Source organism: Aeribacillus sp. FSL W8-0870, from assembly GCF_037963755.1.
GTDB lineage: Bacteria > Bacillota > Bacilli > Bacillales > Aeribacillaceae > Aeribacillus > Aeribacillus composti.
Genome location: NZ_CP150165.1, coordinates 1,456,489 through 1,469,669 on the forward strand (window position 1 = coordinate 1,456,489; position 13,181 = coordinate 1,469,669).

A 13,181-nucleotide genomic window follows, 5' to 3' on the forward strand; every position below is an offset into this window, starting at 1 on the left:
CACGTTTATTGGAAAATAGATTAAAAAAATGATCATACATGTTTGTTTAATTCCGCAATCATGGAGGAAAGCTGTTGAACAGCGAATTGAAGGTTGGAACGGTAAATCGATAAAATCATTTCTCCGTAACGATCTCCAGGAACCGCCCACTTTCCATTTAATTCTTTCCAAGTGGTAGCTGATCCGCGCTTCACATAATGAAATCTTGGATCTACAAGCGGCTCATCACCTGGAAGAGGCTTTGTTGTCGCATAAGCAAACAAGTGCTGCAAATGAGCGAGAACTCCTTCTCTTGGTGTGGAGAAGCTTGCTCCTCGGACATTCGGGCCTGTCGCTCCAATTCCGGCAAAATTGTTTTGGCTGCGGTCGACAACCCCGGTGAAGCGAAAATAGTTCGTCTCATGAATGGCTTGTGCGTAAGCGATATCACCGCGTATTCCGTATAGTTTGCTTAATTGGATATATAAATCGCCCAGTTGAGGTGCATCTGGATTCGTATTTTTTACGAACTGATCCAACAATGTTCCTGATAAAAGCGGTTCTCCTAAAATAGAAATGTCTTCTGTAGCGGATGCTTGCGGCTCTGATGTAGACAGCAAGCTGGCTAGTTGATTTTGCCTTGGCGGATTTGCTCGCTGCTCTTCGGGAGTTAAAATAAAAGCATCTTTATAGCCCAGCTGCACAAGTTTTGCCAGTTGCTCCTTCGCATTTTCCAAATGTTGAAAAGCCCCTGCTTGAACACGGTAAAAACTTGTGCCGTTAACATTAGCAGGTGAAATAAAACTGTCCACGTTTTTTCCCTTCAGTTCCTTTACGCGTTGTTCTGCATTTTTACGCTCTTTGAAGGAACCGGCAATCACTTTGTAAAGCGTGTTGTTTGAAGCAGGAGCCGACGGTTTTGTCGACGGCTTTTTTGTTGTGCTTGTCTTTCTCTTTAAATTAAGGGCTTTTCCTATCCCTTCCGCCACACTGGCGGCAAAATCACTTATAAAAGCAGAAGAGGTTAACAATTTGATATCGTTAGGATTATCGATAAATAATGTTTCCAATAGAACCGCGGGCATTTTCGTTTCTCTCAACACAAAAAAATTGGCGCTTTTTTTTCCGCGGTCTTGTACGTTATATTTTGGCCCGATTACGCTCATAATATGATTATGAATGATGGAACGGTATTGAATCGTTTTATTGGATGCACCGCGGTTGTAAATATAGCTTTCAAATCCTGTTCCGCCCCCTGAATTGACATGGATGGAGCAGAAAAAATCGACATTTAGTCTGTTTGCCAAACTCGTTCTTTCTTCTAAACTGACAGTGCGATCGTTCGTTCGTGTCATCACGACATCTACTTGAAAGTTTTCTAGCAAATGGTCTCTGGCTATTAAGGCAATAGTCAGCGTAAAGTCTTCTTCTTCATAGCTTCTAAATGTTGCACCAGGATCACTTCCACCGTGGCCTGGGTCTAAAAGAACGACTGTCACTTATGGATCCTCCTTCGTTCCTAAAATCAATTACCCATCCATTAAAATTTTATTCATTTTTACGGTAATCGGTTCAAATCAACACGGTTGAATTGAAAACCTTATAAAAAGTCCAATATAAAACTTGACATAGCATTTTCACATTTTTTCTACCAGAACGGATTTGAATGATGTATAATTACATTCGTCGACAATTTCATTCAAAAGCAAACAGGTGCGGACACTTTTGTCCGCTTAAAAGGGAAGTTTGGTGAAAATCCAACGCGGTCCCGCCACTGTGAATGGGAGCAACCTGAAAATGCCACTGTGTCTACGGGAAGGTTCAGGGAGCGATGACCATGAGCCAGGAGACCTGCCTGTTTGAGCACACCTAAAACCCTACGCGGATAGGGAGGTGTTTGAAAACAATACATATGTACGTTTTCAGACATCTTCTTATCGAATTCAAGAAGATGTTTTTTATTGGAGGAGGAAAATGATGAAAAAATTATCTGCACTATTTTTAGCCTTATTACTTCTATTTGGAATTGCGGCTGGATGCGGCCAACAAAATACATCAGAGCCGTCTGAAAACAAAAGCAATCAAAAGACGGAAGAGACGGCTTCACAATTTCCGGTGAAGGTCAAGGACGGTTTAGGAAATGAGGTGACGGTAAGCGAAAAACCGGAGCGGATTGTTTCGCTAATTCCAAGCAATACTGAAATTGCCTATGCTTTAGGGTTGGGTGAACAAATTGTCGGTGTAAGTGATAATGACAACTATCCGGAAGATGTTCAAAACAAAGAAAAGGTTGGCGGGATGGAATTTAATGTTGAAAAAATTATTTCTTTAAAACCGGATCTTGTTTTAGCGCATGCTTCCAGCGCCCATAACTCGCAGGAAGGGCTGAAGCAGCTGAAAGATGCGGGAATAAATGTTTTTGTAGTCGAAGATGCCCAATCATTTGATAAAGTGTATGACTCCATCCAAACAATCGGCAAAATTACAGGGACAAGTGACAAAGCCGAAGATATTGTGGCTGAGATGAAAACGAAACTGGCGGATATTCAAGAAAAAGGAAAAACGATTCCGGATGATCAAAAAGTGTCTGTTTTTGTCGAAGTGAATCCCGCACCACAAATCTATACGACGGGAAAAGGAACGTTTATGGATGAAATGCTAACGATCATTGGAGCAAAAAATGCAGCGGGCGATCAAGAAGGCTGGCCGCAAATGACGGAAGAAGCCGTTGTAAAACTGAACCCAGACGTCATTGTGACGACATACGGCTATTACGTCGATAAAGCTGTTGACCAGGTGTTGGCACGCAAAGGATGGGAAAATGTATCAGCGGTGAAAAATAAACGGGTTTACGATGTGCATTCCGACTTGGTGAGCCGCCCAGGCCCAAGATTGGTTGAAGGAGTAGAAGAACTTGCGAAAGCAATTTATCCGGATGTCTACAAAAAATAAACATGTGGTCGCCTATACGGCGACCGCTTGTTTTCTTATTTTTTCCGTCTTTTTAGGAATTTCTATCGGAACGTTTCACATCACGTTTAAGGATATTTTCCAAATAATTTTCAATCAACTGTTCTATACCGGTTTGGCGCCGGACATTGATGAAAGCATGAAAAGCATTGTGCTTGATATTCGACTTCCTCGTGTCGTTTTAGCCGGACTTGTCGGAGCCTCGCTTGCAATGGCGGGGGCTTGTTATCAAGGGCTTTTGCAAAACCCTTTGGCAGATCCTTATACGCTCGGTGTTTCATCAGGTTCTTCTTTAGGTGCTGTACTTGTTCTTTTTTTCGGCATTCAAATTCCTTTTTTCGGCTCATTCACTTTGCCGGTTGTCAGCATTTTTACGGGTTTTTTAACGATTTTGGCTGTGATTTTGTTCGCCAATTTCATTGAAAAAACGATGAGGATTGAAACGATTGTGCTGACCGGAATTATTTTAAGTTCCTTTTTAAGTGCTTTCATTTCATTAATGATTGCCCTGACAGGCGAAGAATTGCGACAAATTGTCAACTGGTTGTTAGGAAGCGTTGCGATGCGCGGCTGGGGATACGTATTGATGCTTTTGCCGTTTTTTTTAATCGGGTCCATTTTGATTTTTGTAAACGGAACAGAATTAAACGCTCTGTCCTTTGGCGAAGAAAAGGCGAAGCAGCTTGGGGTCCATGTAAAAAGGAGAAAGCTGTTTATTTTAGCATCATCCTCTTGTTTAGCCGGTGCGGCCGTTGCCATCAGCGGAACGATTGGGTTTGTCGGTCTTGTCATCCCGCATGTAAACAGGCTGCTTTGGGGAAGTGATTATCGCCATCTTCTCCCTCTGTCCGCCATTTTTGGCGCCGCTTTTTTAATTTTGGCGGATCTCGTTTCAAGAACGATCGTGTCGCCGACAGAACTTCCGATCGGTGTGATCACGGCTTTAATCGGCGCTCCCAGCTTTGCCTTTATTTTAATGAAACAAAGAATGGAAAGAAGAGGGTAACATGCTGCAAGTCAAGAACATTTCGGGAGGCTATCAAGAGCGAAAGATTATCGAAAACCTTTCCTTCTCAGTAAAAAAAGGGGAAATATTTGGCATTTTGGGGCCAAACGGGAGTGGAAAGACGACACTATTAAAAATGATCAGCGGGATTCTTCCGGTTAAAAGCGGCACGATCGAGCTTGCCGGCAAACCTCTTTCTGCTTATTCTCCGAAAAAATTGGCGCAAAACATCGCTTCATTGCCGCAAATCCCAACGCAAATGTTTGATTATACCGTTTGGGAGACAGTGGCGCTCGGCCGTTATCCTTTTCAAACGGGTTTCTTCAAGCGGTTGACGGGAGAAGATGAACAAATCATCCAAAAGACCATGGAGCAGACGAATATTTCCCACTTAAAAAATAAAGCGATCAATGAATTAAGCGGCGGGGAAAAACAGAGGGTTTTTTTAGCGCAGGCTCTTGCACAAAACCCCGTTTTGCTTTTATTAGATGAACCCACGAACCATCTTGATATTTCCCATCAAAAAATCATGCTTGATCAGTTGAAAAATTGGACACAATCAAATGGATTAACGGTTGTCTCAATTTTTCATGATTTGAATTTAGCAAGCCTTTATTGTGACAAACTGCTGTTATTAAAAGATGGAAAAGCGGTTGCCGTTGATAATTCATCTGTCGTGATGAACGAAAAAACGATTGAACAGGTGTATGGTGTTTCGATTGTCAAACAATCACATCCGGAGCTTGCCCGCCCGCAAATGCTGCTTTTACCCGAACAGAAACAGGAAGAAACATATAAAGTGACAAAAAGGGACATTGTTCAGACGAAGGAACTCATCTATTTAAAAGCGGCATCGCCGCTCAAAACCCTTTCATCTGCCATTATTGGCGGAGGATTTGGCTGGCACAGCACTTTTGTCAACCGTCATGTCGATAAAAGCTACAATTGTCAAGACAGCCGTTCGGAAATGGCCGATTTTCTGCTGAAAAACGGGTTTGATCAACATGCAACAGTCGCCATGATGACCGCGGCTTGTTTGGAAGATGGGGTAGTCAGCGAGCTTGAAGCAGAAGGAGTCTCCGTTGTCATTGTTGTGACAGCAGGACTTTCCAATGCAGTGGATGCAGCAAATAGTATAAAACGGAATGGCATAGCTTCAGGGACGATCAATACATGGATTTTGATAAACGGACGGTTATCTGATCAAGCATTTATTGAAAGTGTGATGACGGCAACGGAAGCCAAAACGAAGGCTCTGGCTGATGAAAAAGTGTTGGATCCTGTCTCCAATACGATTGCAACAGGCACTTCCACAGACAGCATATTGGTGGCGGCCACGCAAAAGGGCATTTTTCATCAGCACGCTGGCACGATCACAACACTTGGAAGATTGATCGGCAGGGGGGTATATGAGAGTACAATTCAAGCGATTCAGCTAAATAAAAAAAGAAGGGGAAGGACATGACAGAACATGTAATTGCGATCATGCTGGCGTTTGTGATCGATCAAGTCATCGGGGATCCGAAAAATGCCCCCCATCCCGTCCGCTTGTTTGGCTGGTCTATTGCGTTTTGCGAAAAGCGCCTCAACAAAGGGCGCTTTAAGAAAGAAAAAGGTATGGCGATGATCATGCTGGTCGGTTTATTTTTTATGCTGGCCGCTTTTTCAATTGTGTCATTTTTCTCTAGGCTTCACCCAGCAGCGGGCATTTTTGCGGAAGCGGTGATCATTTCTTTTATGATAGCGGAAAAAAGTTTGCGGGAAGCAGCTTTGGCAGTTTATGAACCACTTTGCCAAAAAAATCTCGTTTCGGCAAGAGAAAAGCTGTCATGGATTGTCGGCCGCGATACAGCAGATTTGCCAGAATCGGAAATCGTTCGGGGAACGGTGGAAACGGTAGCGGAAAATACGAGCGATGGCATTACCGCTCCGCTTTTTTGGGCGCTGTTCGGCGGAGCTCCTTTTGCGGTTTTGTACAGGGTCGTCAATACTGCGGATTCGATGGTAGGCTATCAAAACGAGAAGTTCGCTGAATTCGGGTTTGCTTCCGCCAAGCTGGACGATTTGTTGAATTACCTTCCGAGCCGTCTGACAGCTTTCATCATGGTACTTGTCAATCATCCGGCAAAAGGGATTCAAAAGCGGGAATGCTTTTCCATTCTGAAAAGGGATGCGCGCAAACACCCCAGCCCCAACAGCGGATTTCTTGAAAGCGCCATGGCTGCTTTGCTGGGTGTATCATTAGGGGGAATCAACCGTTATCAAGGGAAAATTTCTAATCGCCCTAAATTGGGAGACGGGGTTTATTCGCTAGAAGCAAAACATATTCCGGAGGCCATTGATATTATGAAGAAAACAGACAGGTTTTTCTTGCTATTTTTCATGATCGGAGGTGTATGCTTCGATGCTGCCATCACATGGAGCCAATCCATCTTATCTTTATAAATCATTGAACATCCGGATGCCGGAAAACATCATCGATTTCAGCGTCAACATCAATCCTTTCGGCCCGCCTGAATGCATCCGCAAAAATTGGCATCGCTTTTTTTCATTTGTTTCCGATTATCCAGACCCTGATATAAGGGAATTGCGAGCGGTAATTGCCGGAAAGGAAAATGTTTCGCCTGAAAATATATTAATTGGAAACGGTGCCGCAGAACTTATTTTTATCATTGCAGCCGCCTTGCTGCAAAATGAAGACGTATTGATCGTGGAACCGGCATTTTCAGAATACCGAAAAGCATGCGAACCGTTCTCAAAGAGGATTTCATCCTATGTTTTAAAAGAGGAAGACAATTGGGAGTTGAACGTTGAGGAGCTAAAAACGGCTCTTTCCGGGAAAAAAGCGGTTTTCCTCTGCCACCCCAACAATCCGACAGGCAAAGTATTTAACCGGGAAGCATTATTGGAAATCATTCGTGATGCCAAAAAGAAGCATGCGTTTGTCGTTCTGGACGAAGCATTCTATGATTTCGCCTTGGAAAACGTATCAATTCTGAATTGTTTATCATCTTTTTCCAATGTGATCATTTTGCGTTCTTTGACCAAAATGTATGCCATTGCAGGTTTAAGACTTGGCTTTTTGTTTGCCGATGAGACGGTCATCCAGAGACTAAAAAAATTTCAGGTGCATTGGAGCGTCAACGCCATTGGACAGAGGGCGGGAATAGAAGCATTAAAGGACGAAGACTATGTTAAAAAAACAAAAAGAATGATCTCTCAAGAACGGAAGCGAATGTTTGAACAACTCCATGAACTTGGTTTTGTGGTGGCGGACAGCTCTGTCAACTTTTATTTGTTAAGAGAGCAGCCAAAAAAAGATATGCTGCCTTTGATCCGCTTTTTATTGGAAAGAGGTATAGTGCCTAGACATACATACAATTTCAACGGGCTGTCCGGCAAATACATTCGTTTGGCGGTTAAGAGAAAAGAAGAAAACGACCGGCTTCTTTTAGCGCTTAAGGAGTGGAAGGACAAGTGTTGATCTTTGTGACCGGCGGGGTGAGAAGCGGGAAAAGTTCGTGGGCCGAATATTATTTGACGGCTAAAAAGAATCAGGCAAACCGCCTTGTTTATATTGCAACCTCATTTCCATCAGATGAAGAAATGAAAAAACGAATATTGCAACACCAGCTAAAAAGAGCCCAAGGCAGAGAAAAATGGCTGGCAATTGAACAGACAAATGATGTCGGCAAGTTGTCGGAAAAACTGCAAAAAAATGATTTTGTGCTGTTGGACTGTTTAACAACATTGTTGACAAACGAACTTTTTTTTCATGAACAACATGGTGAACGATGGCAGACCGCTTCTTTTCGCCAATATGTGTTGGAAAAAATCATCCGTGGTCTTTCTGAGCTGCAAAAAAGCTGCGAGCTATTTTGCATCGTCTCCAATGAGGTCAACTGGGAATTTCCAGCGCGGTCAAATGCAGTGTTCCAATATGTTCGCCTTCTCGGCCATCTCCATCAACAAATCGTTGAACGTGCGGATTTGGCGGTCAGAATGGAATTCGGCATTCCAGTTGCTATGAAGGGAGAACTACAATGAAAGGGATCATGATTCAGGGAACGGCTTCTGATGTTGGCAAAAGTTTCATTGCCACGGCATTTTGTGCTATTTTTCACAAACTTGGCTACAAGGTTGCTCCGTTTAAATCACAAAATATGTCAAACAACTCATATGTCACATTGGATGGAAGGGAGATCGGCAGGGCTCAAGGAATTCAGGCAGAAGCCGCCGGCACGGCGGCCTCCGTCTATATGAATCCGATTTTATTGAAACCGAAAAACGATTGCACTTCGGAAATCGTCTTGCTTGGCAAAAGCTATGAAACATTAGGCGGCCAAGATTACCGGGAAAAATTTTATCTAAAAGGGCTGGAAGCGATTCAGCTTTCACTGGAAAAGCTGTCGGAACAATATGATTTTCTCGTGATGGAAGGGGCAGGAAGTCCTGTTGAAATCAACTTGAAAGACAGGGAACTTGTCAACATGAAAGTGGCCGAACTGGCCGACGTTCCGGTGATACTGGTAGCAGATATCGATCGGGGCGGCGTGTTTGCCAGCATTATCGGGACGCTTGAACTTTTTTCCGAAGAAGAACGTAGCCGGGTAAAGGGGATTATCATCAACAAATTCCGAGGGGATCTCAGCTTGTTTCAACCCGGTGTGCAATGGCTGGAGGAACGGACGGGCATCAAAGTATTAGGGGTGGTTCCTTATGTTTCCGGACATATGATCGAAGGCGAAGATTCTTTGTCGCTCACCGAACGATTTGCCAACCAAAACAGGAGAGAAATTGACATTGCGGTGGTAAAGCTCCCCTATATATCCAATTATACGGACGTTGAGCCGTTTTTATTTGAAGAAGATGTTTCCATCCGACTTGTGTCCGGCCCGGATGAATTCGGCGAACCGGATGCCCTCGTGATTCCGGGAACGAGAAGCACGATTCACGATCTGCAACAATTGAAAAATAGCGGCTTGGCTCAAAAGATTAAAGCATACAACCAAACGGGCGGAACGATCATCGGCATTTGCGGCGGTTATCAAATGCTTTCAAGATACTTGTATGATAAAGCCGGATCGGATACAGGGGTGAAAGGACGTTATGAAGAAGGATTCAACATCCTCCCAGTGGGCACAACTTTTTATCATGAGAAAAAAACGGTGCGGAACAAAGGAATTATTCATCCGCAATCAGGTTTTCCCCAGTTTTTCGTGGAAGGGTATGAAATTCATTTAGGCGTAACCGAACCGATTGTTCCGCAAGCAGTGCGGCCTTTTATCAAGCTTTCGGACGGGACGGATGGCGCAGTGATCGACTCTGGAAGGGTGATTGGCACATATTTCCACCATATTTTTTTCAATGACGAATTCCGCACGGAATGGCTCAACAGGATTCGAGAACGGAAAGGACTTGAAAAAAAGCAAGTAAAATGGTTGAAAAAGGAAAAAACAAAAAAGTATGAACAGATTGCCCGACATGTCCAAAACCATATTCATATGGATGATTTGCTCAACATCATTCAATCGTGGGGGAAATGAAATGAGAACGGCCAGACAAATAATGGAGGGTTTTTTTCTTGCGCTCCAGTTTTTCACGATCATTCCGGTTCAAAAGGAGTTTGCAATAGATGAGAAACGGCTCAAATTTGCGGTGTTAAGTATGCCGATGATCGGGGCTTTCATCGGTTTGATAGGCAGTTTGATCATCTATATGGCAAAATTTTGGACACCATTGTCCAATTGGGCTTGCGCTCTTTTTCTTTTATTCTATTTTGTGGCGATAACGGGCGGCATTCATCTTGACGGTTTTACAGATACAGCGGATGCCTATTTTTCTTATCGCGACAAGGAAAAAAGGCTGAAGATTATGGAAGATCCCAGAGTGGGAACGTTTGGGGTGTTGGCGCTGCTGTTTTTGTTAGCTTTTCGCTTTTTGTTTATGGCGGAAATCATCGGCGCAATCGACAATTTTTGGTTTGCTGTGTTCATTCCGTTTTTTTCCCGTCTCATCGTTTGCGCCCTAATGATTGATGGTCCGGGAATGGCGAAACGGGAAGGGCTTGGGTACTTGTTTGCTAAAACGCTTGCCAAAAAAGATTTCGCCGTTCTGATCGGTTATTTGTTATGTTTTTTCATCGCCGTCCCCATGATCCCGGGTTTACCAGCCGTTTATCTTTTGATGGCCTTATCGTCTATTTTCCTTTATTTGTACGCCCGCCGGTTTTTCCTTCAATCGTTCGGCGGCTTAACAGGAGATTCCTTTGGAGCAGTGATTGAAGGGAGTGAGACAGTTTTATGGATGGTAACGTGGTTGTTACTCTTATACGTCATGGGTTGACAGAAGCAAATAGACAAAAACGCTATATCGGCTGGACGGATGAAGCACTGTGTGAAGAAGGAAAAAAAGCTTTGGAAAAAAGCCATTATCCAAAAGCTCCTGATCTGGTAATAGCAAGCGATTTGCAACGCGCCGCAGAAACGGCCGGCATCATTTACCCAAAACAAAAATTCGTTGCCTTAAAAGAACTCAGGGAAATGAATTTCGGCGATTGGGAACAGAAAACCTATTCCGAACTGAAAGGAGATGCCCGCTATCAAAGCTGGCTTCGCGATATGCTGCATCTTGAAGTGCCAAACGGAGAATCGTATCCAACCTTTTCAGAAAGGGTCAAAAGAGGCTGGGAAAAGACGGTCACCTATTTTTTTGATGAAACCATTTCCCACATTGCAATGATCACTCATGGCGGCGTCATTCGCGAGATCCTTTATCGGTATGGACCCGAAGGATCATCATATTGGCAATGGCGCTTGGATCATGGAGCGTATTGTTCATTGACAGGAAAGCGAACAGATGTAAGGAGGGGAAAGCGGTGCATGTTGTTGTCGGCGGAGCGTTCAACGGAAAAAGAAAATGGGTGAAAGAGCATTACCGGCTGCAATCCGGCGCTTGCAAATGGTTTTGCGGCTACGTGAATAATGCCAAAATGTCTGAAATTTATGAGACGGAGCATTTTCAAAAAATAACGGTCATTGAAGGAATTGAACAGTATATCTTTCAGATTATGAATCAATTTGCAGAATGGCGGAACTATTGGGATATGATGGTCGAGGCATGGCGTGGATGGGAAAAAGAAGGGAAGGGGACAATCGTCGTCATCGGCAATGATATAACAAAAGGAATTGTACCGGTTGACCAACAAGAAAGACTTTGGAGAGATGCATGCGGTTTTTGCTTTCAAGATTTAGTCAAAAAAGCTGATCGCTTTGACATTATCTGGTACGGATTAAACGAAAGGCTGAAGTAAAACCGCTCTGAACGCGCCATCCTGAATTTAGTAGTGAAAGTTCTTTGAACATATATTTTTTAGGAAAAGCATACGTTTTTGTTTATCATCTTACTGCTTCAACTTCACGTGACCGTTAGATCGCACATCTTTAATTCAAAAAAAGGAGATTTTTTATCATGCGGGATGTGATTTTTCTGCCTAATGTCAGCGATGAGTATCTTGTCATTGCGGCTGATAATTCTGCTGGAGTAGGGGAAAAAGATTTCGATGTCGTACAGGTCGATTACGAGACCGTTGCATATTTTGGATTGCGTGTTGCTTTATCAGAATGTTTAGCAGTAGGCGCAACACCGATTGCGCTTGTAATCCAAAATTTTATCGGTGATGAAGAATGGGATCGGTTAAAAAAAGGCTGCTGCAAAATTTTTTCAGAATGTGACATGGAGCCGATCCCGATAACGGGCAGTACAGAAAGCAATTTTTCTATGGTTCAATCCGCAGTTGGAATTATCGTCATCGGGAAAGTGAAAAAAGATGAAATGAAGATAAAAAGAACGACCAAAGCTGCAAAATTTGCTTGCATTGGCAGACCGCTTGTAGGGGAAGAGGTCATCAAGAATAAGGAGGAAATCGCTCCGCTTTCCCTTATTCAGAAACTTTTAGACCATAAATCTGTGTATGAAATCGTTCCCGTCGGCTCCAAAGGAATTCAATTCGAATGGAATGAATTATGTCAAGAAAATGGACTCAATCACTCAATGATTGTTTCAAAAAAAATTGATATAAACAAATCAGCTGGACCTGCGACATGTTTTTTGCTCTCTTATGATCCAGCAGGGGAAAAGGAAATTGCAGCCATTGCAGGCAGGCATTTTTATCGTTTGTATACAGGTGATTAAAAACATACTAAGATAAGTAGCACAGACCACGGCCATGGTCTGTGCTACTATTTTTTATAGTAGAAGTGGAGAATAGGTCGTGACAGCCCCAGAACCTTAAGTTCGTAATGAAAAAACTGGCCTACTTCACTGCCCTTATAAGAATCAGTTTCAGTATGTTGGATCTTTGAGATCGTGTATAAGAAAAGGGAATCGATAAGGTGAAGTGAAGACTTCTACATAAAAATCGGGAGGAATGTATATGCAAAGCGTCATTGCTTTTGATGTCAGTATGGGAAAAAGTTATATGATGATTTATAACGCTGCACGTTCTTGTATTTTTGAGGGGGAAATTTTGCATAATCGCCCCCATTTTGAACAGCTAAATAAACGAATCATCGATTTAGTACAAAAAGATGGACAAGTTCCAGCCATTGTATTTGAAGCAACAGGCGTGTATTCCCATTAGAGCGCTTTATGAATGATCACGGTTTTCCGTACTGTCTGTTAAATCCCCTTGAATCAAAGATTCAAACGGCTACTATGCGCATTCATAAAACCGATAAAAGTGATGCCCACAACCGAACGGCGCATAAAAAAACCGCAGGACCACTACTTCGACCAAATGCGTGCGCTTTCCCGATACTATCATGAATTAGACGAAGAACTAGCGATGCTTCGAAGTAGAATGCACACTTTACTACAACTGACTTTCCCAGAAATGGAATCGCTGTTCACACAAAAATCCGATAAGCACTGTACGAATGCCATATGCTTCTACTTGTTTAGCTTTGTTTTCCCAGTCATATACAGTCTTACCTAAAAAATCATTTGATGTTTCTAACGAATCTTCCGTATATACATCATTTATTGATGGTGGATAAATACCGATTGCACTTGCATTGATAAATATGGCTGGTTTTTTAGGCAATAGTGAGATTATTCGTATTAACTCATCTGTTGCTACCAGACGACTGTTATAAATTTTTTTCTTATGGTTCGTATTCCATCTTCCATCGTTTATTGAAACCCCTGCTAAATTAATAAATACATT

General features: G+C 42.9%; 14 protein-coding genes and 1 riboswitch. Of the genes, 12 read left to right on the forward strand and 2 right to left on the reverse strand.

The genetic code is table 11. From position 1 onward, the window contains the following. Positions 1–32: 32 nt before the first annotated feature. A complete protein-coding gene (locus NSU02_RS07025) occupies positions 33–1,478 on the reverse strand; it encodes an N-acetylmuramoyl-L-alanine amidase (protein WP_094245500.1) in 1,446 nt (481 codons plus the stop codon). Between the two features lie 195 nt (positions 1,479–1,673). Continuing rightward, a riboswitch (cobalamin riboswitch) is annotated at positions 1,674–1,853 on the forward strand. A gap of 103 nt (positions 1,854–1,956) precedes the next feature. On the opposite strand from NSU02_RS07025, the gene NSU02_RS07030 reads away from it, so the two are divergent. From NSU02_RS07030 to NSU02_RS07085, 12 genes are all read left to right on the forward strand, one after another. Beyond that, positions 1,957–2,931 carry an ABC transporter substrate-binding protein gene (locus NSU02_RS07030; protein WP_339195713.1) on the forward strand — a complete coding sequence of 325 codons (975 nt, stop codon included), beginning with the start codon at positions 1,957–1,959 and terminating at the stop codon, positions 2,929–2,931. Next, complete coding sequence (locus NSU02_RS07035; protein ID WP_339194959.1) at positions 2,894–3,955, forward strand: iron ABC transporter permease; 1,062 nt, start codon at positions 2,894–2,896, stop codon at positions 3,953–3,955. The genes NSU02_RS07030 and NSU02_RS07035 overlap by 38 nt, the downstream gene beginning before the upstream one ends. A gap of 1 nt (position 3,956) precedes the next feature. Further along, complete coding sequence (locus NSU02_RS07040) at positions 3,957–5,420, forward strand: adenosylcobinamide amidohydrolase (RefSeq protein WP_339194960.1); 1,464 nt, start codon at positions 3,957–3,959, stop codon at positions 5,418–5,420. Beyond that, the gene (gene cbiB / locus NSU02_RS07045; protein ID WP_339194962.1) at positions 5,417–6,400 is read left to right on the forward strand and encodes an adenosylcobinamide-phosphate synthase CbiB; all 984 of its coding nucleotides are present in this window, start codon (positions 5,417–5,419) and stop codon (positions 6,398–6,400) included. Before NSU02_RS07040 ends, cbiB begins: the two co-directional genes overlap by 4 nt. Next, positions 6,360–7,439, forward strand: coding sequence for a threonine-phosphate decarboxylase CobD (gene cobD, locus NSU02_RS07050; protein ID WP_339194965.1), 1,080 nt, complete (start codon positions 6,360–6,362; stop codon positions 7,437–7,439). The genes cbiB and cobD overlap by 41 nt, the downstream gene beginning before the upstream one ends. Continuing rightward, positions 7,433–8,002 (forward strand): bifunctional adenosylcobinamide kinase/adenosylcobinamide-phosphate guanylyltransferase, encoded by a 570-nt coding sequence (locus tag NSU02_RS07055; protein WP_339194967.1) that lies wholly within the window; start codon positions 7,433–7,435, stop codon positions 8,000–8,002. The genes cobD and NSU02_RS07055 overlap by 7 nt, the downstream gene beginning before the upstream one ends. After that, positions 7,999–9,501, forward strand: a complete 1,503-nt coding sequence (locus NSU02_RS07060; protein ID WP_339194970.1) for a cobyric acid synthase — start codon at positions 7,999–8,001, stop codon at positions 9,499–9,501. Before NSU02_RS07055 ends, NSU02_RS07060 begins: the two co-directional genes overlap by 4 nt. Position 9,502: 1 nt before the next feature. Then, positions 9,503–10,300: an adenosylcobinamide-GDP ribazoletransferase gene (gene cobS, locus NSU02_RS07065; RefSeq protein ID WP_339194972.1), complete on the forward strand. Its 798-nt coding sequence runs from the start codon at positions 9,503–9,505 to the stop codon at positions 10,298–10,300. Then, positions 10,258–10,881, forward strand: coding sequence for a histidine phosphatase family protein (locus NSU02_RS07070; protein ID WP_339194974.1), 624 nt, complete (start codon positions 10,258–10,260; stop codon positions 10,879–10,881). Before cobS ends, NSU02_RS07070 begins: the two co-directional genes overlap by 43 nt. After that, positions 10,833–11,267: a bifunctional adenosylcobinamide kinase/adenosylcobinamide-phosphate guanylyltransferase gene (locus NSU02_RS07075; RefSeq protein ID WP_339194976.1), complete on the forward strand. Its 435-nt coding sequence runs from the start codon at positions 10,833–10,835 to the stop codon at positions 11,265–11,267. The genes NSU02_RS07070 and NSU02_RS07075 overlap by 49 nt, the downstream gene beginning before the upstream one ends. A gap of 158 nt (positions 11,268–11,425) precedes the next feature. After that, positions 11,426–12,148 carry an AIR synthase related protein gene (locus NSU02_RS07080; RefSeq protein ID WP_339194978.1) on the forward strand — a complete coding sequence of 241 codons (723 nt, stop codon included), beginning with the start codon at positions 11,426–11,428 and terminating at the stop codon, positions 12,146–12,148. A gap of 241 nt (positions 12,149–12,389) precedes the next feature. Continuing rightward, the gene (locus NSU02_RS07085; RefSeq protein ID WP_066251081.1) at positions 12,390–12,596 is read left to right on the forward strand and encodes a hypothetical protein; all 207 of its coding nucleotides are present in this window, start codon (positions 12,390–12,392) and stop codon (positions 12,594–12,596) included. A 231-nt stretch (positions 12,597–12,827) separates the two neighbouring features. Here NSU02_RS07085 and NSU02_RS07090 read toward each other — a convergent pair whose 3' ends face one another. Further along, positions 12,828–13,058: a hypothetical protein gene (locus NSU02_RS07090; RefSeq protein WP_339194980.1), complete on the reverse strand. Its 231-nt coding sequence runs from the start codon at positions 13,056–13,058 to the stop codon at positions 12,828–12,830. Between the last annotated feature and the right edge of the window lie 123 nt (positions 13,059–13,181).

Excerpts from the sequence above, each read along its gene's own strand:
- NSU02_RS07030 (WP_339195713.1), top strand. The coding sequence starts at position 1,957 with ATGAAAAAATTATCTGCACTATTTTTAGCCTTATTACTTCTATTTGGA.
- NSU02_RS07040 (WP_339194960.1), top strand. The coding sequence starts at position 3,957 with ATGCTGCAAGTCAAGAACATTTCGGGAGGCTATCAAGAGCGAAAGATT.
- cbiB (WP_339194962.1), top strand. The coding sequence starts at position 5,417 with ATGACAGAACATGTAATTGCGATCATGCTGGCGTTTGTGATCGATCAA.
- cobD (WP_339194965.1), top strand. The coding sequence starts at position 6,360 with ATGCTGCCATCACATGGAGCCAATCCATCTTATCTTTATAAATCATTG.
- NSU02_RS07060 (WP_339194970.1), top strand. The coding sequence starts at position 7,999 with ATGAAAGGGATCATGATTCAGGGAACGGCTTCTGATGTTGGCAAAAGT.
- cobS (WP_339194972.1), top strand. The coding sequence starts at position 9,503 with ATGAGAACGGCCAGACAAATAATGGAGGGTTTTTTTCTTGCGCTCCAG.
- NSU02_RS07070 (WP_339194974.1), top strand. The coding sequence starts at position 10,258 with ATGGATGGTAACGTGGTTGTTACTCTTATACGTCATGGGTTGACAGAA.
- NSU02_RS07080 (WP_339194978.1), top strand. The coding sequence starts at position 11,426 with ATGCGGGATGTGATTTTTCTGCCTAATGTCAGCGATGAGTATCTTGTC.
- NSU02_RS07085 (WP_066251081.1), top strand. The coding sequence starts at position 12,390 with ATGCAAAGCGTCATTGCTTTTGATGTCAGTATGGGAAAAAGTTATATG.